Below are 18,845 nucleotides of genomic sequence, written 5' to 3'. Positions count from 1 at the left end.
TCTCCTCGTCTTCTGGACGTTCGCGATAGTATTTTGGATTATGGAGCATAGACCGTCCAGCGTCAAGCGGCTATACTCACGCCATGGCGGCGGAGCATCGCCGCACAACACGAGGAGAAGAGGAACCATGAGCACAGAGAGCATGCTGCCGCTGGCCTTTCGTGCGCTGGCCGTCGAGGACGCGGGCGGGCCGATCATCGCCCAGGAGCGGCGTATCGAGCGGCTGGCCGAGGACGAGGTGCTGGTGCGGGTCGACTACGCCTCGATCAACGCTATGGACGCCGGACTGGCGCGCAGGAACCTGTTTCAGCTGCCAGCGCCCTACGTGCTGGGATTCGACTTCAGCGGCGAGGTGGCGGCGCTGGGCGCGCACAACCCGCTGGGGCTACAGGTGGGCGACCAGGTGTTTGGCGCAAACGAGCGCGGCGGGGGCTTCGGGCAGTATATAGCCGTCAAAAATAAGGCCGAGCGCATCGCGAAGCGCGGCCTCATACCCGCGCGCGAGGCCAGCACCTACGGCATCGCCTTCCTGACCGCCTACGAGTCGCTGATGATCGCGACGGACATCGGGCGGCACCGTGGCAAGTGGATCTACGTGGCCGGGGCGGGCGGCGGCGTGGGGCATTTCGCCGCCCAGATCGCCAAGCTCCACGGCCTGCGCGTGATCGGCAGCGCTGGCAAGCCCGAGACGCTCGGCCTGCTGCGCGAGATCGGGCTGGACGCCGTGATCGACTACACGCAGCAGGATGTGGTGGCCGAGGTGCGGCGCATCACCGGCGGCGGGGCCGCCGTGGTGTACGACTCGACCTACCGCCAGGCCTCCTACGAGCAGAGCGTGGCGACCATCGCCTCGGGCGGCGAGTACATCCGGCTCGCGTCCGACTACCAGCTCCGCCAGTTCGGGCTAGAGGATCTGAGCGAAGTGATATATGCGCGCGGCGCGACGCTCACCATCGCCGACCTGGGGCGCTACAGCAGCGACCCGCAGTTCATCGCGCGGATGCCGCTGGTGGCCCAGGGCTACGAGCGCGCGGTCGAGTGGTACGCGTCCGGCGCGCTCAGGCCGATCATCACAAAGGCGGTGCCCTTCGACGCGGCGGCGCTGGACGAAGCCCTGGCCGACTTCGGCGGCGGCAAGATCAACGTGGGCAAGGTGGTGGTCGAGGTGCGCGGCTGAGTCGGCGAGGAACTCCAGCTCTCGCGCGTGCGTCTATGCTAGAGGGCAGCATAGACGCAGCACCGCGCCGCCGCCAATGCTGCAGGTCCAAACTGCAAAGAGAGAGGCCATGAAACTGCTCACCGCCTACCCCGCCATCGCCATGGCCGCCCTGGTCGTGGTGCTCACCTCGGCGTGCGCCGCCACGCCCAGCGCTGCAGGCTCCCCCGCCAGTGCCACGCCGGGCGAACCCAGCGCCTCACCCGCACCCGACCCGAGCGCCCTGCCCTTCGAGACCTTCCGCGAAACCACGTTCTCCAGCTTTGTGAAGAACACCTACCCCGACTTCCTGCTGGCCGCCATCCGCTCGGAGCAGGAGTGGGACGCGATCTTCCACCCCGCGCCAGTGATGGGCAAGCAGCAGGCATTCGCGCCAGAAACCTCGCTGTACAAGGACCGCATGATCCTGCTCATCCGCCGCGTCGCGCCCGCCGTGGCCAACGACAGCACCTTCACGGTCGAGTCGGTGAGCCGCGATGGCGACCGCCTGACCGTGCGCTACCAGTACACCGAGCCATCGCCCGCCGCCAGCGCGCAGTACAGCGCCTCTGTCGGCATCATCATCCCCAGCGCCGACTACGCCGACGCCACGTTTATCGAGAACGGCAAGGATGTGGGCAAGCTCGACATCAAGGGGCAGGTGCTGAAATAGATCGCATCGCCCCAAGGCCTGCGGGTCGCACACCCGCAGGCTTTTTTGTGCCCACGCATGGGGTAAAATACCGATAGCGTCCCAGTTTCAGCCCATGCCGATCGCGACAAGGGGAGCGAGGAAACCATTTGACCACCCTGCGCCGCATCACCATCGGAGCAGAGCAGTACCAGTGGCATATCAAGCCACTGGATGAGCGGCATATCCTGCTGCGGGTGTGGGGCGCGCACACGCCGCGCCACGAGCCGCTGGGCGTGCGGCTGCGCTTCGACGACCCGTGGGCAAACTTTGGCCCGATCATCACCGCGCCCCCCGAGCGCCGGGGCGAGCTGTTCCAGCTGCGGCCCGCCACGCCCGCCCTGGTGCGCCAGGTGATCGAGGCCGCGCTGCGCGAGGGCTGGCAGCCCAGCGGCCCGACCCGCCGCTTCGACTGGGGCGAGGGCGGCGCGCTGCTGCCGCTGGAGGAGTAGCGCTGCGCCACGCACATACGCCCATGAGAGAAATAAGGAGCTACCCATGAGCTGGGCGACTTTCGCCAAAGAGGCCCTGCGGCGCGGCGAGACCGTGCAGATCCGCCCGCGCGGCCACTCCATGACCGGCAAGGTCAACGACGGCGACCGCGTGACGGTCGCGCCCTGCGACGCCGACGCGCTCCAGGTGGGCGACATCGTGCTGGTGCGCGTGCACGGCACCGACTACCTGCACCTGGTCAAGGCCGTCGGCCAGGGCCGCTTCCTGATCGGCAACAACCGAGGCGGCACCAACGGCTGGGTCGGGCGCAACGCCATCTACGGCATCGCCGTGAAGGTGGAGCGGGGGTAGGCAGACCGATTTACCACGAAGACGCGAAGGCGCGAAGGGTTCAAAACATATATCATAGCGGCAGTATGTATTTCGCAGCACAGGAGTGCATATGTCGATCAAAAAGTATCTCAAGCCCTTTGCTCATAGCTCTAAGCACGCCAAAAAAACCAGTGAGAAGCTTATCTCCGATGGGCCGAAAAATGTCGTTCGGGCATCCAAGGCAACGCGGCGACGCATCATCCGAACAATGCGTCCAGTACAAAACATACCTCATGCAGTAGCCGATTTGATCACTCCGGTTGTCAACGCAGCTGTCGAAAATATGACCAGCCGCTTTGAAAAGACCGTTGAGAAGCGCATCAAGAAAGCGCTCGATGAGCTGCCGCAGTACATCGAGCAAGCAACAAAAGACCGCGAGGGAACCGCGCTTACACAGATCATGCAGCAGGTCGAAAAAGGTGTCAGGGCGCGGATAAACGACATGCTGGCCGATATCGCGCCGCAGATCGAGCGCAAGGTCGAGCAGCGCATCCGGCAGGCCGCCAGCGAACTACGCGAGCAGGCCGAGATCGAGCTAGCGCGGCGGCAGCAGGGCATCCTGCTCATCACCATAGGCATGATCTTCGGCGCGCTGGCCGCGCTGCTCGTCAGCTTCGCGCTGGCCTACGTGCTCATCACGGTGCTGCTGTGGCCCATGTGGGCCGGTTTCCTGCTGCTGGGCGTGCTGTTCGCGCTGGCGTGTGGGCTGCTTATTGGCTATGGAAGGGCGGCGCTGGCGCGGCCACCTGTGGCATAATACCCCATATTCACATGCCATCGCGGAGAGAGGAAACCATGACCCACCGCCGCATCCAGGTGCGCGGCATCGCCGCCAGCGGCCTGCCCATCCAGGCCTTCTACTACGACAACGCGGGCGACGCCGACGAGATCGAGCGCATCTACCAGCTCGACTTCCACGCGTGGCAGGATGGCGACTGGGACGCGCTGGGCCAGATCTACCGCGCGCTGCCGGGGGCGCTGCCCGAGGGCGGCGACCTGCCCCGCTGGTTCGGCGACGACGAGGGCCACGCGCCCTTCCTGGCGGCCTCGGTCGAGACCCACGGCATCATGGTCTACGGCGCGCTCCCGCCCGAGCAGTGGGAGCGGTGGCAGGCGGCCTTCCACCAGCGGCTGGCCGCGTCGCAGCTGCCTCTCTACACCTACCAGGGTGGTGAGGGCTAAGCTGGGCATGGGAACCCATTCTACCGCGCCGACATCGCGAAGAGCTTCCGAAGCGCACCGAGGTGCTGGTGGTGCGGTAAATAGAAATGATCTGCAATGGAAGTAGAGGCTATAAGCAATGGCCAATTATGACGATCTGCGCGATGCTATCGTGGATGACGATGCCGACCTCGTGAAAAGCATGCTGGATGCGGGGGCCTATGCCAGCGCCTGCGATGAGGAGGGCACCAGCCTGCTCCACTGGGCTGTACAGGAGGCCAGCGGCGAGATTGTCGAGCTGCTGGTGGAAGCTGGGGCGGACGTCAATGAGCCGTGCTACCCAACCCACCTGGCCAATGCCTGCGGCGACGGCAACCTGCCGATGGTGCAGACCCTGGTGGACCTCGGCGCGGCGCTTGATCTGGGCGCACCGCTGCACACCGCCGCAGCCTATGGGCATGACCATATCGTCGGCTATCTGCTCGACCAAGGTGCCGATGTGAACGGGCGCGATCACGAAGGCAGAACGCCGCTCTTCTTCGCCGCCATGCATGGCGACGAACTGGTGGCGCGGGTGCTGCTTGCGCGTGGCGCAGACCGCGAGGCCCGCGACTATGACGGGCGGCGCTCGGTGGATGAGGCGCGCGATGCTGAGGCGGAATCGCCGAACAGCTACGCATCGCTGATCGCCCTGCTCGGCTGAGCGCCGCCGTTCGCGCGGCAGCGCCTACTGGCCTGCCGCGCTGGCCAGTAGGTGGCGCTCCAGATCGTCGAGGATCAGATTGGCACCGGTGATCGTCCAGCCGCCCACCCACACATCAAACGAGACATTCACCACGCGCCCGCTCTTCACGGCCTTCAGCTGCGCCCACAGCGGGCTGCCGCTCAGCTCTGCCAGCGTCGAGTTCTGCGCGTCGGCCTGCACCACCAGTAGCACATCGCCATCGACCGCCGCCAGCTCCTCGACCGAGATCTCGCGGCTGCTCTCGTCGGCATCCTGCCCAGCGGGGCGGCGCACCCCGGCGTCCTCCAGCACGCTACCCGCGAAGATCTGCCGCTCGTAGATCACGATCCGCCCTGGGTCGAAGCGGGCCAGCGAGACCTCGGGCGCGGGCGAGAGCTGGGCGAGCCGTGCCTTGATGGACGCCGCCCGCGCCTCGTATGCGTCGAGCATGCCCTGGGCCTGGGCGGTCTTGTTTAGGGCGTCGGCGTAGGCCAGAAACTGGCCCTTCCAGCCGCCCAGCGCCTTCTGATCCACGATCACGGTCGGCGCTATGGCCGAAAGCTCTTTGTAGATCGCCTCGTGCCAGGTGGTGCGGCCCAGGATCAGGTCGGGCTTGAGCCGCACGATCGTCTCCAAATCGGGCTGCTTGTTGTCGCCCAGCCACGCGATCTCGGCAAGCATCCGCTGGTCGAGGTAGGGCGGGAAGGCAGCCTGCGCGCCCGAGGCCGAGCCGACCCAGTTTGCCGCGCCCACCGGCGTGATGCCTAGCGCCAGCACGTCGTCCATCGCGTCGAGCACCACCACGCGCTGCGGGTGCGCGGGCACCTCGCTCTTGCCCAGGGCGTGCGTGACCATTCTGGTGGCGGCCTCGGCGGTGGGCGCGGGCGTGGCCGTGGGCACGGGCGTGGCCGTGGCTGTGGAAAGCGGCGTGGCCGCGGGCGCGGGCGTGGGCAGCGCGGCGCTGGTACCGCATGCGGATAGCAGAGCGAGCGTAACGATAGGCAGCAGCACGCTGCGGTAGAGGCTTTTCACACGTGGCTCCTAGCAAAAACAGAGAATGGCGCAAATCGCCGCATACTGTATGCGAATAAAAACAGTTTGTCAATCAAATACTACCTTAATATCAACCTAACTAAGTACCACCACCTGCGCTCTTTTACCAAAATAGCATCGGGAAGCCCCAAAAAGCAGCGCGCGGCGCTCCCCAGCCGCACGCGCACGCGCGCATTTGATATGCGCCGCCCCAGGTGCTACAATCGCGCCCGACAGCATTCTGAGAGGGCAACGCACCATGGCAACACCACCGAACCAGCAGACCTACACCGTCGAGCCGAGCTACCGCAAGGCCAGCCTGATCGGCGCGTGGGTGGGCGTGGCCTGCGCGCTGCTACTGGTGCTGGGCGTGTTCGCCCTGGGCGCGCGCAGCGGCGTGCTCACCACGTGGACCAGCTACCTGCTGCCGAGCGGCCTGTTTCTGGTGTTCGCCGCCAGCACGCTGTGGGGCAGCACCTACCGCCTGCGCGACACCCGCCTGCAGGTGTCGGCGCGCGGCATCACCTACACCGCCCCAGGGTTGTGCATCGACGCGCCGTGGGAGGCCATCGAGCGCATCGAGGAGCCGACGCGGCAGGCTACCTGCATCGTTGGGAAGGGCGCAGATGCGAAGCTGGCACCCTGGATGCAGATCGTGAAGGCTGTGGCCACCGCCAGCCGCGAGGTCGACCGCCGCATCCCACTATATATGTTCGGCTGGGATGCCCACAGCCCGCTCTGCCGCGAGGTCTCCCGCCGCGTCCCGCATCTCTTGATTGAGGGGTAGGCAATCACCTATGTCCACTTCGCCAGAGCCGCACACCTACGCCGTCGGCCCACGCTACTGCAAAATGCTGCTGTTCAGCGCCATACCCCTGTCGCTGGCCATGGCGATTTTCGCCCTCGTACTGATCGCTCGCGATCAGTGCGGCCCCGGCGTGGCGCTGCTGGCCGTGTGGCTCGCCGCCGCATGGGGCAACCTCGCCGCGCTGCGCCGCACCGTGCTGCGCGTGACGGCGGAGGGCATCGCCTTCAACAGGCCGGGGCTGGCGCTGGAGGCCGCATGGGCCGACGCCGAGCGCATCGACGAGCGCTACCGCCAGCACAGCCTGCTGCTGCGGCGCGGCGCGGCCACGCACATGGGCATGTGGACGCGTATGCTGCGCGCCACATCCACATCCTACCGCGAGGTCGACCGCCGCATCCCGCTATATATGTTCGACTGGGACGCCCACAGCCCGCTCTACCGCGATATAGTCCTCCACGCACCGCACTTGCTGCCGTCGGCACCTCTTGGCCAGCATTAATCTCGAATACACGCCATTCTTGATCAATCACATCAAAAATCACCACCTCCTGCACTTTTTATCGTTCAGCCCAAAAACATATCCCCCGCCCAATTCCCTTCTTTTCAAAAGAAAAAAGCCGCTATCGGACAAAATGCCGATCTTTAATCTGGACAAATACATCCTGCGATAGATGATCGCGCGGCGGCGCGGTGCTATGCTGGCCGGGTGCAAAATCCTAACAGCAGAACGAGGAACCCATGAACGACTACGCCGCGTGGTTCCGCACCCAGCTGCGCTCTAGCGCCGACGGCCTGATCTGGGGCATCTACCAGCTCAGCGCCCAGCAGCGCTACCACGCCCCGCCCCAGCCCGAGTACTTCGGCGCGTGGCCAGCGGCCCGCCACCTCTGGCACGTTGCCAGCTACGAGCGCGACCTAGCGCTGCCCTCCATGCGCCAGTGGCTCGGCGCGCCCATGCCCGCCGCCGACGCCTGGAAGGACAGCGATGAGACGTGGGAGCTTGCCGCCGCGCAGCCTTTTGAGCAGCTGGTCGAGGCCTTCCAGACCGTGCGCGGCGAGCAGATCGCGCTGCTGGATGAGCTGGCCGACGCCGACTGGGAGACGCCGCGCGCGACGCTGTGGGGCGAGCGACCGCTGCGCATGGTGGTCAGCAAAACCTTCCAGCACACCTACGAGCACGCCGACACCATCCTGCGCATGGGTATATGGCTGCGCGATGTGTGGATGAACGACTAGGCGCGCCCAACGATCACAGCAGCCATACCAAACGATCATGCCCGCTGTTGCCATGGATTCATTATGGCAACAGCGGGCATGGCACGCTCGGCTACTCCCGGCTAAACTCCTGGATCTCACCCAGGCCCTGGATGTACTGCCACACGCTCAGGTCGGGCGGCTCCAGATGGAGCTGTGTAATGATCGCGGTGATCTGGGCGCGGTGCTCGGCGGAGTGGGTGATGGCCTGCACGATCAGGCTGGCCATGCGAAACTGCAGCGGCGGGCGCGGCGGGAGCTGGCGCACCAGCGCGCCCTCGCCTGCGTCAAGCGCCATCCGAAGGATCGCGTCGCTGGCCCAGCTCGCCACCTCCTTGAGCTGCGCGAAGTCGAGCGGCTGCCCCGCAACAAGCGGGTTCGGCGGCAGCCCGCCCGTGCTGCGCTCCACATAGCCCGCCTCGGCGCTCAGGATGTGCCACAGCGTATCGCGGATGGAGCCGTAGCCGCCCAGCACCGCGCTGTCGAGCTGCTCGTCGCTCAGGCGCTCGCAGAACTCCAGCAGCCGAAGGTTGGCCCAGGCATTGTGCGCAAAAAAAGCCGCCAGCACCTCCGCCTGCATGGCCTTTTGGTCGCTCATATCGCTCTCCCCTCTGCTATCACGAGATCGCCACGTTTGGCAGTATGAAGAGCATATGCCTCACCACCGCCCAGCGCAATACATCGCACAGCCCTTTTCTCCCATTGACAGATGCGCTACGATACAAGCAGACAGAGCAACACCCCATACACTGCCTCTTTCCAGTATCAAAATAAAACCTAACTATCTTAGAAATCCCCTATGCGCATCACCATCACCGAAAGCGGCATCCAGTTTGCCCACTACCCCTTCCAGCCCGCCTCGGTCTACCCCGACGGCCTGCTGGCCTGGGCCGACGTGCGCGAGGTGGTCATCCAGGCCTTCCCGCCCGAGGTGCGCACGCGCCAGGGCGAGGTGCTGTTCGTGGAGAAGGCCAGCGAGGCCGAGCTGGTCGACGCGGCGCTGCAGCGCGGCCTGCCCTGTGTGCGCCGCGTCGACGTGTGGTCGCTGCTGCTCGACCCCTTCCTCGACACCGAATTTGACGACGCGGTCAAGGCTGGCACGGCCCGCACCCTGGCTGAGTGCGGCATCGCCCCCGACGAGCAGGAGGCCATCCGCGCGCGGTTCTCGGCGCTGATGATCAGCTACAACTTCGACACCATGCTGTGGGAGTGGGTGCACCTGGGGCTGTACGACCTGCTGTACGCCTGCGATCTGGCGGCGGCAGGCGGCCTGCGCTGCGGCCCGCCAGGCGACATGGCCGCGATCTACTGGGATGCGATGCGGCTGGCCGAGTGCGGGAAGGTGATCGACTAGCACGCCGCAGGATGTATGGTGGCGTGCAGTCCACACGTCACCCTAACGAAAAGGATCACCGATGAAACTCCTGCTCTTCAGCGATCTCCACGCCGACCGCAATGCGGCGCGGGCGCTCTGCGCGCTGGCAGCGCGGGCCGATCTGGCCATCGGCGCTGGCGACTTCGCCAACGCGGGGCGCGGCTCGCCCCGCGCTTGGTAGTGTGCGACCACATCCACGCCAGCGCGGGCCAGCGCGCGCGCATCGGGGCCACGCCGGTGGTGAACGTAGGCCCGGCTGGGCTGCTGTGGGATCTGTAGCGCATAGCCATCAGCAAATCTCTTTTCTCCCCTTCGCGCCTTCGTGGTATTCGTCCCTTTCTCCCCTTCGCGCCTTCGTGGTATTCGTCCCTTTCTCCCCTTGGTGCCTTGGAGTCTTGGTGGTAAATAGTCTTTGGCGCATGAAGAACGCAGAGGCTCTACCTTCGCGTTCGGTAGTAGCGAAAGGCAGGTGCCGTGGCGTAAAATACCAGCGTACTCGCATCGGGAGCAGAAGGGGCGACCATGACCGCACTGAAGACGATCCAGATCGGCAGCCAGACCGTTGCCTACTACGAGAGCGCCGGAGACGGCCCGACAGTCGTGCTCATCCACGGCAACTCCTCATCGGGCCGCGCATTCCAGCGCCAGCTCGAAAGCCCGCTGGGCCAAGCCTACCACCTAGTCGCCATCGATCTGCCCGGCCTCGGCGACTCGCAGCCGGTCCCCGAGCCGGAGAGCGTGCTCGGGCTGCGCGGCTGGGCCGATGTGGTGGTGAAGACCGTGGCCGCACTGGGGCTTGAGTCGCCGGTACTGGTCGGGTGGAGCCTCGGCGGGCATATCGCCCTAGAGGCGACGACCATGCTCCCCAACCTACGGGGCGTGCTGATCTTCGGCACGCCCCCTATCGCCTTCCCGCCCGCGATGGAGCAGGCCTTCCTGCCGCACCCGGCCATGGCCTCATCCTTCAACGCCGAACTTTCCGACGAGGAGATGCGCGCCTATGTGGCGGCCTTCTTCAGGCCGGGGGTGGCCGAGCTGCCCGAAAACTTCATTGAGGACATCCGGCGCTCCAGCGGCCAGGCCCGCGCCGCCGTCGCAGGCAGCATCCGCCCGGATGGCTACACCGACGAGGTGTCCATCGTCGGCGGCCTCACGGTGCCGCTGGCGGTCATTCACGGCGAGCAGGAGCAGTTGATCAGCGGCGCGTACATCGCCGGGCTGACCATGCCCACGCTGTGGCGCGGGCAGATTCAGATCATTGGGGAGGCTGGGCACGCGCCGCAGTGGGAGCAGCCGGAGCAGTTTAACGCGCTGCTGGATGCGTTTGTCAGGGAGTGCAACCAGTAGGCAGCGGCGACACGGAAAAGAGAACCTCACCACAACGAACAACGCGCGAGGTGGGGTTCTCCTGGAGCATCATATACGCTCGAAGATCGAGTCCGCAACCCGAGGCCCACACGCCCATATAATCGCGCTCTCATAGCGAGAAAGGCGTGTAGACCCAAAATGTCGATGACCACAAACTCGCCAGATGGCAAGCACCTACCTATAGCTACAAAAAACGCCATCCAGCTCTGGTCGCTGGATGGCATTCAGCGACCCTAACGCTCAAGCCGAATAAACGCCAGAGCAGGGAACACCGCCATGCCCGAGTCCTACTTCATCCATGGCCGCCCGCTGGCCTGCCACCACTGCGCGGGCGAGCAGTTCACCCATCGCAACGCCGAGCTGACCCCGGCGCTCCAGCAGATCTTCGGCCACGCGTGGGGACAGCCCAGCGCCGACATCTACATCTGCGCGCGCTGCGGCTTCGCGCACTGGTTTATCCCGCAGGAGGAGGGCGTGCCAACCGAGGCCGATGATGTAAGCGAAGAGAGCGAGTGCTTGGAGTGTGGGGCAGTTATCCCCGCAGGCAAGATCGCGTGCCCACAGTGCGGCTGGACCTACCAGACCACCGGGGCCGAGGAGCCATAGCCAGAGTCGGAATGCCGCCTGCACGCGCCAATGGAGCCAAGCCGCCCCGGTGAGCTGTGTGCAGCACCAAAATAGATGCGAGTCATGCTTGACAAAATATAATAAGTGTACATATAATATATACACTTATTATATAACAGCAAGGCTCTTTTCTCATGAACGAAACCACCACTTGGAGCACCACCTACAGCCAGAAGATCGCAGCGCAGCCAGAAGCTATCTGGGCACTGCTCAGCGACGTCGCGACATGGAAGCTGTGGAACGCGGGCGTGGGCAATGTCGAGATCGCGGGCACGTTCGCTTCTGGCACGTGGTTCGCGATGACTCTCCCAGACGGCGAGCTCATCCGCAGCCAGCTGATCGAGGTGCAGCACGCCCGCCACTTCACCGACGAGACCTGGATGGGCGAGACGGCGGTGCGGGTCGAGCACCGCATCGAGGCGCTGCCCGCTGGCGGCTGCCAGGTGAGCTTCGCCGCCCAGGCGCAGGGGCCAAATGCCGCCGAGGCAGGCGCGGGGGCCAGCGCCGACTTCCCCGAGGTGCTGGCCGCGCTCGCGGCGTATATCGAGCAGGGAGAGCTGCGATGAACGGCTGGCTTGGGGTGGTCTCGCAGGCCCATGTGCAGCGCGGCGTCGCCGGGGGATTCGGCCAGGTGTGCCACGGCAAGGCTGCCCCGCTCCGCCGGATGCAGCAGGGCGATGTGCTGATATACTACTCCCCAACGGTCGAGCTGGGCGGACAGCCGCTCAAGGCCTTCACGGCGCTGGGCTTGGTTGAAGACGATACGATCTTCTCATTCGACATGGGAGGTGGCTTTGTGCCGTTCCGCAGACACGTGCGCTACGAGCATGTGCGCACCGTGCCGCTCGATGCGGTGAAGGGCACGCTCGACCTGTGCGCCTCGCCAAGCTGGGGCATAGCCCTGCGCCGAGGGCTGCTGCCGCTGAGCAAGGCCGACCTGCATACCATCGCCAGCGCGATGGGCGTCGATCTCACAGCGCCGAGGTTCACCACATGAAGAAGCCGCTGCCCACCCAGTTCAGCGGGCCATTCGCCAGCCCAGGGTTCCTGCTGTGGCGGGTGGCCAACGCATGGCAGCGCGAGCAGCGCGCCGCGCTCCAGCCCTTTGGAATCACCCACACCCAGTTTGTGGCCTTGGCCGTGGCCACCTGGTTTAGCCACGACGAGCCGCTAACCCAGGTGCGGCTGGCCCAGCTCACCGGCAGCGACCCGATGACGATCTCGCAGGTGGTGCGCGCGCTAGAGGCGGCGGGCCACTTCACGCGCGAGGACCACCCCACCGACACGCGCGCCAAGGTCATCGCCGTCTCGGCGGCGGGGCGCGAGCTGGCGGCGCGGGCGGTGCAGGCGGTCGAGGCCGCCGACGCCGCGTTCTTTCAGGCCCTGGGCGGCGATCAGGCGCTGCTGCTGGGCATGTTCCAGCGGCTGCTCGGCGGCGGGCAGCCGCCCATGGAAGAAACTACCCCTGCTGATGATGGGTGATAAAGGAGCATGACTATGCGATTCAACCCGCCCGAGTGGCACCTGCGCGAGCGCTGCCCCTGCTGCACTGGCCAGGGCGAGCTGCTATTCATCGCCTGCCCGGCGTGCGGCGGGGTGCTGCTGGTGTGCGACGAGATCGGGCTGGTGTACCCCGCCGCAAGCAGCGTAGGTGCATGGACTGGCCTCTCGTGGCTGGAGGACGACCGCTGCCCAAGCTGCGACAAGGTGCGGCTGGCCGATTTCCCGCCCGCCTCATCCGACCAGATCCTGGCGCTCGGCATCCAGTATGGCGAGTACGTGTAGGCGGCAGAACCTGTCGCAAACCCGCAGGCCACACGTCGGGGCGGGCGCGGTATCATGCGGGCACCGGACAGCCGCACCACCCGCGAGGCCATATGAGCAAGCCCACCAGCGCCCCGTTCGTCACCCACGCCCTGCCCGCCCACTACGACCACCTCGCCCCCGACGGGTCGGAGATCCGGCTGCTGGGGCAGACCGCCGCAGGCAACATGACCCACTGCACGCTCCCAGCTGGCGCGATCTCGCAGGCCGTAGCCCACCGTACCGTGGAGGAGATCTGGTACTGCCTGGGCGGCAGCGGCGCGATCTGGCGCAGCAGCGCGGGCGGCGAGGCCATCACCGAGCTGCAGCCCGGCGTCAGCGTCACCATCCCGCTGGGCACGCGCTTCCAGTTCCGCAGCGGCGCGGCCCCGCTGCACTTGCTGATCGTCACCATGCCGCCCTGGCCGGGGGCGGGCGAGGCCATGCCCGTGGCGGGCGTGTGGGACGCCGAGCGCCCCAGCGCCCGCGAGCCAGCGGCGCTGCCCACGCCCAGCGAGCTTGCCGCCTAGCGGCCATCCAAAAAATTGCGGATGTTTTCCAGCACCTTGGCCGTCAGGCGCTCGCGCGACTCCGCCGTGCTGCCCGCCGTGCGATCCCACAGGATGACGTTGGGGAATGCGCCGAACACATCGGCGTAGCCGACCGCGCCATCCTCGTCGAAGATCGCGTAGCCCCGGCCCTGGGCAGCCCACGCGCAGAACGCATCTGGGTCGAAGGTCGGCCCCAGCGAGGTGTTGACCAGCACCGCGCCGGGGCGCAGCAGGGCCAGCTCGCCCGCGCCCAGCAGCCGCGTGTGCTTGGGCAGGTGGGTCGTGACCACATCCGCCGCCGCCAGCAGCTCATCCAGCGCGGCGTAGCGCGCGCCGCCGCCCTCCAGCTCGGGCTTGGGCGTACGGCTGTGGTAGAGGATGCGCATCCCAAAGCCCTGCGCCGCCCGCGCCACCAGCCGCCCCGTCGCGCCGAAGCCCACCACGCCCATGGTTCTACCCGCCAGCTCGGTGGGCCGCTCGCCCCACTGGCGCGGGCCAATGCCCTTGTACAGGCAAATAAGCTGGGCCAGGATGAACTCGGCCACACCCTCGTCGCCGTAGTCGCGCACGCCGCGCACATCCACCCCACACCCGCGCGCCGCCGCGATGTCCACATTGGCCGCCTCGGGGCTGTACAGGCTACAGCACATGCCGATGTAGCGCAGCCCCTCGGCGCGGCGGATGACCTCGGCGGGCACGGCGGTGCGCCAGCTCACCAGAGCGCAGTCGGCACCCTGGATGCGGCGCAGCAGCTCCCCCTCGGATGCGGGCGAGTCGGCGTAGGTGATCAGTGGTCGGGATGAGAGGCGCTGGAGCGCGGCGTAGCCCTCATCGGTCAGTCCGGTCGCATCCAGGCAGACGATCTGCTCAAACGGCATCGGTGGGGTCTCCTTGCGCCCAGGGCGGGCGTCGGGGGCATGCTAGCACAGGTGGGGGGAAACATGCCCCCTGGGGAAGCGAATCATCGCTTCCCCAGGGGCATAAAGCTACGTTCTCTACGGATGGACGTAGGTACGATCTTACTGTGATCATGGCCCAGAGCTTCTTGCCCATGGCCACGGCCTTCTGCACCACCCAGTCGATGGCCTTCTTGATCGGGGCCTGCACTTGCTCGATGATGCCCTGCACCTTCTTCGAGATGCTGCCGAAGCCCAGCAGGTCCGCCAGGAACGAGATCACCGCCGTGGCCAGCGACTGCTCGATGAAGTTGGCCACCCCGCCGATATTGCCCGCCGCAATCGCGCTGATCGAGCTGAAGATCGGGTTCATCAGCGAGGTCAAGTGCGCCGCATTGGTCGCGAACCACGTCACCACCCGGATGATGCCCTGCACCACCTTGATAAACGCCCCCACTGGCCCGCCTTAGAGCGCTCGCGGGGCGCCGGAGGCCCAACGGCCCGCTATTGTAGGGTTTGGTGAAAGAAGAGTCAATGCCCAACGAGGTGGAAGGGAAATGCGGGAAGAAACGAGGAAGGATGGCTACTCAAAGATATCAAACAGCCGCCAGTCGCACGCGGCGATCTCGAACAGGTCGGTCAGCAGTAGAGAGTGGTAAGCAGACCTGCCCATCCAGGATAAAAAGCCGCCCTGCCTCATCAACCAGGACGACACGGTGGCCGTTCCAGCATCCCGCAATCGGGCGCTCAGGCTTCTCCTCGGCCATCGCTAGCTCCCAGCGGGGCGTTCGTCGGCTCGCATCAATTCGGTCAACAAGGATGTGGAAGCGCGGCGCGCCACTCGTGCTGGTGCGATCATTGATCCTAATCCCGCCGAAGCGCTGCAGGAAGCCCTGTGCAACCGAAAACACCTGCCAATCGCACCGCTCAAGGCTTTAGCAGGCTGAATATCCGCCATATCAGGAAATAATATTGGTTATAATTATCCTCTCAACCTGAGGTTATTACGTTCATCTATACGCCGATATATCCATGTCATTCCATCATCACTAACAAGAGTCCCATTAATCGAAATAGACTCCAGCCCTGATAACTGATCGATAAGTGTTAGAGAATCATCGTTTACAAGAGTACTCGTAAGATCCAGGTTCCTTAAGTTCTGCAAACCTACGATATATTTTAAGCCACTACTAGTTATATTAGTGTTTCTAAGCCATATTGATCTCAAGCCATTCATTTTACCTATCACAAGGAGATCTTCATCACTAATAGAACCGCCAGTTATACATAATCTGGTCAGCTTCGGTAGAATATACAGGCTCTCCCAAAAATGATAATCCGCTTGAATATTTTGTAAATATAAAGTATCAACAGAACCTAAATTAGACCATGATTGGTTATTAATATTCTTAATCTCACTGTCTTTCAGCCAAATTGTTTTCAGCTTAGAAAACCGAGATATCTCATCAATAGCGATACTTGCCTCAATGCAACTCAACCGCAACTCACGCATACTAACTGAACTGATATATCTCAGTCCACGGCCATACACTTTTGTACCATCAAGAAAAAGACGATAAAACTTATTCCCTTGCAGGCCTTGAAGGCCCTCATCTGTAATGTTTGTATTCTCAAGACCTAATACATTAAGGCTTTTCATATTCCCTAAAGTATATAAGCCATTATTGCTTATATTTGTCCTTGCCATCCATATAGTAGACAGAAACGAAGACTGCATCAATGCAGACAGGCCCTGATCGGTTACATGTGTCGCCTCAATATTTAGGCATTCCAAATTTGGTATCGTAGCAATAACTGCAATCCCTCGATCCCCTATAGAACGACCACTCACATCTAGTGACTGTAATGTCGGGTGATTATACAAAACCTCAAGAGTATCATCATCTATATACTCATCACTAAGATCAAGGTGCTCAATATTTTCTAATTCATCATACCAAGACATACCATTCTCCAAAATATATAATCAGAAACTAAAAATTATATTCCTAATGTACATAGCTTCTACCCATGTAATAACGAAGCCAGCTCTTGGCCCATCACTATAAGCTGGGCTTCAACTGCTTTCTCGCTTTCTGGATCCAATGGAGTAATACTTACAGGTGCCTTTCCAGTAGCTCCGGGATTTGGTAGAGTATCAAGATTTTTTCCTGAAGCCAAGTGCTCAACACACCGGCCACAAACAGTATTCTGAGAAACACCAATTATAACAGTTGAACCCTTTGCTACTGCACCTTGCTTACGTATATGATCACGCAGTAAAATCTCTTCATGACTTGCGCCACTAGGTGGCGTATTACTAATAGCAGGGTTAGGGTTAATCACAGAATAACCATTCGACGAAAGAATAGCAGTAAGGTTCTGGTAAAATACATTTACCAGTCGAACTATAGATTCAGTGTCTAGGATATTTTTATTATCCAGACCAATTTCATTTAATGATGCGAGTGAATACACCTTATCATCAGCACCAGTATAGACACCAAGTGCAAAACCTGCACCAGCTTGCCAGAGTTGACCTTTCAGCCACTCTTCATCTTTAGGCATACTCCTTGAAGGAACCTCTTTCATCGACGACTTCCTACGTCGCTTCTCGCTATTTGATAGATCGCTATTATCAATAGATTCGATTTTCTGACTGTATTGATCAAACTCTGCACCATTTAGGCTTGTCAAAACACTATTAATAACTGCTTTATTAATAGACCCAAAAGCCTGAACCTGATAGGCATTTGCTTCTCGTGCCAGCTTCGCTGTTTTGTAGGCAGCAACCAACTGATCGATAACCTTCTTTACCAAGCTGACATCAAACCCTCTGGATGCTTTAGATGCAACAGAGAAAAGCCGCGCCATGATAACAGCTAGATCATCAAGGGTTGCTGGCGTATCCAGCTTTGAAGGATCTATTGTTGGCTTTTGCTCATTAGACTTACCAGCCTGAGAGCTTTGCTTATCTGTAGATAGCTCGGTCTGAGCCTCAGATAAAACCGTCGCACCAATACGCTGTGCATCTTCTAAATCCTTCTTAGCTTCAGCGTTGCTATCCAAGTTTGGTATAGTCGACCGCAGATGGCTCAGAATCTCATTTAAGGTACCAACCTTACTCGCCACCATCACCACTGGAACACCATTATGTACTTCAACCCAGGTGTGATGAGGTTCTTTTGCAGCCTCAAACGGAATAGATTCGCCAAGTTTCCCTTCTACAACGCCACCCTCCTGCCCAGGCTTGGTGGGGTCGCCGTCCTTCGCCGGGTCGCCGTTCTTCGCATCCGTGCCCTTGCCGATGCCCTTGATCATGGCCCAGAGCTTCTTGCCCATGGCCACGGCCTTCTGCACCACCCAGTCGATGGCCTTCTTGATCGGGGCCTGGACCTTCTCGATGATGCCCTGGACCTTCTTGGAGATGCCACCCAGCCCCAGCAGGTCGGCCAGGAACGAGATCACCGTCGGCAAGGCCGTGGCCAGCGACTGCTCGATGAAGTTGGCCGCGCCGCCGATGTTGCCCGCCGCGATCGCGCTGATCGAGCTGAAGATCGAGTTCATGAGCGAGGCCAAGCGCGCCGCGTTGTTCGCGAACCACGTCACCACCCGGATGATGCCCTGCACCGCCTTGATGAACGCGCCCGCTGGCCCGCCCAGGATGCCTACCAGCCACTCGATCCCCGCCTTGATCACCTGCCCGATCACCATCTCTTTGATCTGGTCGATCACCATCGCCTTCAGGTCGCCCACCTGATCCTGGATGTAGGCCCACAGCCCCGCCAGGCCCTCGGTGCGGATGATCTGGAAGATCTCCCAGCCCTTCTCCAGTGCGCCCACGATCTCCTCGCCGTTCGGCCCCAGCGATTTGACCACCTGCCCGCGCACCTGCGGGTACGTCAGCCCCAGGATCTGCAGCACCATGTTGAAGATCCCCGCCAGGTCGAAGGCCTTGGGCAGCTGGATCCCGCTCGCCGAGAGCGTCCCGGTCAGCCAGCTGATCAGCCCCGCCTGCAGGTGCGTGCCGATGTTTGCGCCAAACTGGTGCAGGCCCTGGCCCACCGCGCTCAGCAGGTTGCCCAGGAAGCCGATCGGGTCCTGGAGGATGGCCCCGATCGCCGCCGCGCCGTTGCGCAGCACGCCCTCCAGCATCGCCCGCAGCTCCTGGATCGTCTTGATCACCCCGCCGATCATGTCCCCGGCCTTGGCCAGCAGCCCCTTCGACGCCGCCTTCATCGCGTCCAGCTCGCTGTCCAGCGCCTGCACCTGCTCGGTGTACTGCTGCGCCAGGTGGTCCACCAGCTCCTGCTGCTTGGCGTCGATCGTCTGCTCGAGGCTATCGAACTTGCCCTGGGCCTCGCCCGCCACCTCCTCGGCCAGCTTGCGCAGCTCGGCGGGCTGCTTGGCCACCTCGTCCGCGATCCGCTTCCGCCCGCGCTCCACCGCTGCGTGGGCCTTGCCCAGCTGCGTCCCCACGATCCCCGCCACCTGCGCCAGCACCGTGTCCATCTCGGCGAGGTAGCGGTCGCGCC

At 63.0% G+C, this 18,845-nt stretch carries 22 protein-coding genes and 2 pseudogenes; 18 read left to right on the top strand and 6 right to left on the bottom strand.

Features of this window, described 5'->3' with window-relative positions:
- Nucleotides 1-40: 40 nt before the first annotated feature.
- The 7 genes from F8S13_14675 to F8S13_14645 all read left to right on the top strand — a co-directional run bounded on the left by F8S13_14675 (nucleotide 41) and on the right by F8S13_14645 (nucleotide 4,575).
- Nucleotides 41-1,177: a zinc-binding alcohol dehydrogenase family protein gene (locus F8S13_14675; protein ID KAB8142234.1), complete on the top strand. Its 1,137-nt coding sequence runs from the start codon at nucleotides 41-43 to the stop codon at nucleotides 1,175-1,177.
- Nucleotides 1,178-1,286: 109 nt separating this feature from the next.
- Nucleotides 1,287-1,868, top strand: coding sequence for a hypothetical protein (locus tag F8S13_14670; protein KAB8142233.1), 582 nt, complete (start codon nucleotides 1,287-1,289; stop codon nucleotides 1,866-1,868).
- A 128-nt stretch (nucleotides 1,869-1,996) separates the two neighbouring features.
- Nucleotides 1,997-2,338 (top strand): hypothetical protein, encoded by a 342-nt coding sequence (locus tag F8S13_14665; protein KAB8142232.1) that lies wholly within the window; start codon nucleotides 1,997-1,999, stop codon nucleotides 2,336-2,338.
- Nucleotides 2,339-2,384: 46 nt separating this feature from the next.
- Nucleotides 2,385-2,690, top strand: a complete 306-nt coding sequence (locus F8S13_14660) for a S24 family peptidase (GenBank protein KAB8142231.1) — start codon at nucleotides 2,385-2,387, stop codon at nucleotides 2,688-2,690.
- A 91-nt stretch (nucleotides 2,691-2,781) separates the two neighbouring features.
- Nucleotides 2,782-3,468, top strand: a complete 687-nt coding sequence (locus F8S13_14655; GenBank protein ID KAB8142230.1) for a phage holin family protein — start codon at nucleotides 2,782-2,784, stop codon at nucleotides 3,466-3,468.
- 38 nt (nucleotides 3,469-3,506) lie between these two features.
- Nucleotides 3,507-3,893 (top strand): hypothetical protein, encoded by a 387-nt coding sequence (locus tag F8S13_14650; protein ID KAB8142229.1) that lies wholly within the window; start codon nucleotides 3,507-3,509, stop codon nucleotides 3,891-3,893.
- A gap of 118 nt (nucleotides 3,894-4,011) precedes the next feature.
- Complete coding sequence (locus F8S13_14645; protein ID KAB8142228.1) at nucleotides 4,012-4,575, top strand: hypothetical protein; 564 nt, start codon at nucleotides 4,012-4,014, stop codon at nucleotides 4,573-4,575.
- A gap of 24 nt (nucleotides 4,576-4,599) precedes the next feature.
- On the opposite strand, the gene F8S13_14640 is transcribed toward F8S13_14645, so the two are convergent.
- Nucleotides 4,600-5,451, bottom strand: a complete 852-nt coding sequence (locus tag F8S13_14640) for an iron-siderophore ABC transporter substrate-binding protein (GenBank protein KAB8142227.1) — start codon at nucleotides 5,449-5,451, stop codon at nucleotides 4,600-4,602.
- A 436-nt stretch (nucleotides 5,452-5,887) separates the two neighbouring features.
- On the opposite strand from F8S13_14640, the gene F8S13_14635 reads away from it, so the two are divergent.
- The 3 genes from F8S13_14635 to F8S13_14625 all read left to right on the top strand — a co-directional run bounded on the left by F8S13_14635 (nucleotide 5,888) and on the right by F8S13_14625 (nucleotide 7,672).
- Entirely contained in the window at nucleotides 5,888-6,415 is a 528-nt protein-coding gene (locus F8S13_14635; protein ID KAB8142226.1) for a hypothetical protein, read from the top strand.
- Between the two features lie 10 nt (nucleotides 6,416-6,425).
- The gene (locus F8S13_14630) at nucleotides 6,426-6,935 is read left to right on the top strand and encodes a hypothetical protein (protein KAB8142225.1); all 510 of its coding nucleotides are present in this window, start codon (nucleotides 6,426-6,428) and stop codon (nucleotides 6,933-6,935) included.
- Nucleotides 6,936-7,174: 239 nt separating this feature from the next.
- Nucleotides 7,175-7,672 (top strand): DinB family protein, encoded by a 498-nt coding sequence (locus F8S13_14625; GenBank protein KAB8142224.1) that lies wholly within the window; start codon nucleotides 7,175-7,177, stop codon nucleotides 7,670-7,672.
- Nucleotides 7,673-7,763: 91 nt separating this feature from the next.
- On the opposite strand, the gene F8S13_14620 is transcribed toward F8S13_14625, so the two are convergent.
- A complete protein-coding gene (locus tag F8S13_14620; GenBank protein KAB8142223.1) occupies nucleotides 7,764-8,288 on the bottom strand; it encodes a hypothetical protein in 525 nt (174 codons plus the stop codon).
- Nucleotides 8,289-8,489: 201 nt separating this feature from the next.
- Here F8S13_14620 and F8S13_14615 point away from each other — a divergent pair, with 201 nt between their 5' ends.
- The 8 genes and pseudogenes from F8S13_14615 to F8S13_14580 all read left to right on the top strand — a co-directional run bounded on the left by F8S13_14615 (nucleotide 8,490) and on the right by F8S13_14580 (nucleotide 13,306).
- Nucleotides 8,490-9,044: a hypothetical protein gene (locus F8S13_14615; GenBank protein ID KAB8142222.1), complete on the top strand. Its 555-nt coding sequence runs from the start codon at nucleotides 8,490-8,492 to the stop codon at nucleotides 9,042-9,044.
- A gap of 543 nt (nucleotides 9,045-9,587) precedes the next feature.
- Nucleotides 9,588-10,412: an alpha/beta hydrolase gene (locus tag F8S13_14610; GenBank protein KAB8142221.1), complete on the top strand. Its 825-nt coding sequence runs from the start codon at nucleotides 9,588-9,590 to the stop codon at nucleotides 10,410-10,412.
- Nucleotides 10,413-10,709: 297 nt separating this feature from the next.
- A complete protein-coding gene (locus F8S13_14605; GenBank protein ID KAB8142220.1) occupies nucleotides 10,710-11,039 on the top strand; it encodes a hypothetical protein in 330 nt (109 codons plus the stop codon).
- Between the two features lie 155 nt (nucleotides 11,040-11,194).
- Nucleotides 11,195-11,626: a polyketide cyclase gene (locus tag F8S13_14600; protein KAB8142219.1), complete on the top strand. Its 432-nt coding sequence runs from the start codon at nucleotides 11,195-11,197 to the stop codon at nucleotides 11,624-11,626.
- Nucleotides 11,623-12,057, top strand: coding sequence for an EVE domain-containing protein (locus F8S13_14595; protein KAB8142218.1), 435 nt, complete (start codon nucleotides 11,623-11,625; stop codon nucleotides 12,055-12,057). Before F8S13_14600 ends, F8S13_14595 begins: the two co-directional genes overlap by 4 nt.
- The gene (locus F8S13_14590; GenBank protein ID KAB8142217.1) at nucleotides 12,054-12,542 is read left to right on the top strand and encodes a winged helix-turn-helix transcriptional regulator; all 489 of its coding nucleotides are present in this window, start codon (nucleotides 12,054-12,056) and stop codon (nucleotides 12,540-12,542) included. The genes F8S13_14595 and F8S13_14590 overlap by 4 nt, the downstream gene beginning before the upstream one ends.
- Before the next feature lie 15 nt (nucleotides 12,543-12,557).
- On the top strand, nucleotides 12,558-12,845 hold the full coding sequence (locus F8S13_14585) for a hypothetical protein (GenBank protein KAB8142216.1): 288 nt from the start codon (nucleotides 12,558-12,560) through the stop codon (nucleotides 12,843-12,845).
- Nucleotides 12,846-12,937: 92 nt separating this feature from the next.
- Nucleotides 12,938-13,306, top strand: a pseudogene (locus F8S13_14580) (cupin).
- An 83-nt stretch (nucleotides 13,307-13,389) separates the two neighbouring features.
- Here F8S13_14580 and F8S13_14575 read toward each other — a convergent pair.
- From F8S13_14575 to F8S13_14560, 4 genes and pseudogenes are all read right to left on the bottom strand, one after another.
- Nucleotides 13,390-14,292, bottom strand: coding sequence for a dihydrofolate reductase (locus tag F8S13_14575; GenBank protein ID KAB8142215.1), 903 nt, complete (start codon nucleotides 14,290-14,292; stop codon nucleotides 13,390-13,392).
- Nucleotides 14,282-14,767 carry a hypothetical protein gene (locus F8S13_14570; protein ID KAB8142214.1) on the bottom strand — a complete coding sequence of 162 codons (486 nt, stop codon included), beginning with the start codon at nucleotides 14,765-14,767 and terminating at the stop codon, nucleotides 14,282-14,284. The genes F8S13_14575 and F8S13_14570 overlap by 11 nt, the downstream gene beginning before the upstream one ends.
- A 139-nt stretch (nucleotides 14,768-14,906) precedes the next feature.
- Nucleotides 14,907-15,230 (bottom strand): annotated as a pseudogene (locus F8S13_14565) (hypothetical protein).
- 62 nt (nucleotides 15,231-15,292) lie between these two features.
- The gene (locus F8S13_14560) at nucleotides 15,293-16,276 is read right to left on the bottom strand and encodes a hypothetical protein (protein KAB8142213.1); all 984 of its coding nucleotides are present in this window, start codon (nucleotides 16,274-16,276) and stop codon (nucleotides 15,293-15,295) included.
- Between the last annotated feature and the right edge of the window lie 2,569 nt (nucleotides 16,277-18,845).

This window comes from Chloroflexia bacterium SDU3-3, assembly GCA_009268125.1.
Classification (GTDB): domain Bacteria; phylum Chloroflexota; class Chloroflexia; order Chloroflexales; family Roseiflexaceae; genus SDU3-3.
The sequence above is the reverse complement of the archived record's forward strand: the minus strand, read 5'-3'. Positions and strand labels throughout refer to the sequence as shown.

Coding starts and splice junctions, on each gene's coding strand:
- F8S13_14675 (KAB8142234.1), top strand. CDS start 41: ATGGAGCATAGACCGTCCAGCGTCAAGCGGCTATACTCACGCCATGGC.
- F8S13_14620 (KAB8142223.1), bottom strand. CDS start 8,288: ATGAGCGACCAAAAGGCCATGCAGGCGGAGGTGCTGGCGGCTTTTTTT.
- F8S13_14650 (KAB8142229.1), top strand. CDS start 3,507: ATGACCCACCGCCGCATCCAGGTGCGCGGCATCGCCGCCAGCGGCCTG.
- F8S13_14655 (KAB8142230.1), top strand. CDS start 2,782: ATGTCGATCAAAAAGTATCTCAAGCCCTTTGCTCATAGCTCTAAGCAC.
- F8S13_14560 (KAB8142213.1), bottom strand. CDS start 16,276: ATGTCTTGGTATGATGAATTAGAAAATATTGAGCACCTTGATCTTAGT.
- F8S13_14625 (KAB8142224.1), top strand. CDS start 7,175: ATGAACGACTACGCCGCGTGGTTCCGCACCCAGCTGCGCTCTAGCGCC.
- F8S13_14645 (KAB8142228.1), top strand. CDS start 4,012: ATGGCCAATTATGACGATCTGCGCGATGCTATCGTGGATGACGATGCC.
- F8S13_14640 (KAB8142227.1), bottom strand. CDS start 5,451: ATGGTCACGCACGCCCTGGGCAAGAGCGAGGTGCCCGCGCACCCGCAG.
- F8S13_14590 (KAB8142217.1), top strand. CDS start 12,054: ATGAAGAAGCCGCTGCCCACCCAGTTCAGCGGGCCATTCGCCAGCCCA.
- F8S13_14630 (KAB8142225.1), top strand. CDS start 6,426: ATGTCCACTTCGCCAGAGCCGCACACCTACGCCGTCGGCCCACGCTAC.
- F8S13_14660 (KAB8142231.1), top strand. CDS start 2,385: ATGAGCTGGGCGACTTTCGCCAAAGAGGCCCTGCGGCGCGGCGAGACC.
- F8S13_14600 (KAB8142219.1), top strand. CDS start 11,195: ATGAACGAAACCACCACTTGGAGCACCACCTACAGCCAGAAGATCGCA.
- F8S13_14605 (KAB8142220.1), top strand. CDS start 10,710: ATGCCCGAGTCCTACTTCATCCATGGCCGCCCGCTGGCCTGCCACCAC.
- F8S13_14635 (KAB8142226.1), top strand. CDS start 5,888: ATGGCAACACCACCGAACCAGCAGACCTACACCGTCGAGCCGAGCTAC.
- F8S13_14610 (KAB8142221.1), top strand. CDS start 9,588: ATGACCGCACTGAAGACGATCCAGATCGGCAGCCAGACCGTTGCCTAC.
- F8S13_14585 (KAB8142216.1), top strand. CDS start 12,558: ATGCGATTCAACCCGCCCGAGTGGCACCTGCGCGAGCGCTGCCCCTGC.
- F8S13_14595 (KAB8142218.1), top strand. CDS start 11,623: ATGAACGGCTGGCTTGGGGTGGTCTCGCAGGCCCATGTGCAGCGCGGC.
- F8S13_14670 (KAB8142233.1), top strand. CDS start 1,287: ATGAAACTGCTCACCGCCTACCCCGCCATCGCCATGGCCGCCCTGGTC.
- F8S13_14615 (KAB8142222.1), top strand. CDS start 8,490: ATGCGCATCACCATCACCGAAAGCGGCATCCAGTTTGCCCACTACCCC.
- F8S13_14575 (KAB8142215.1), bottom strand. CDS start 14,292: ATGCCGTTTGAGCAGATCGTCTGCCTGGATGCGACCGGACTGACCGAT.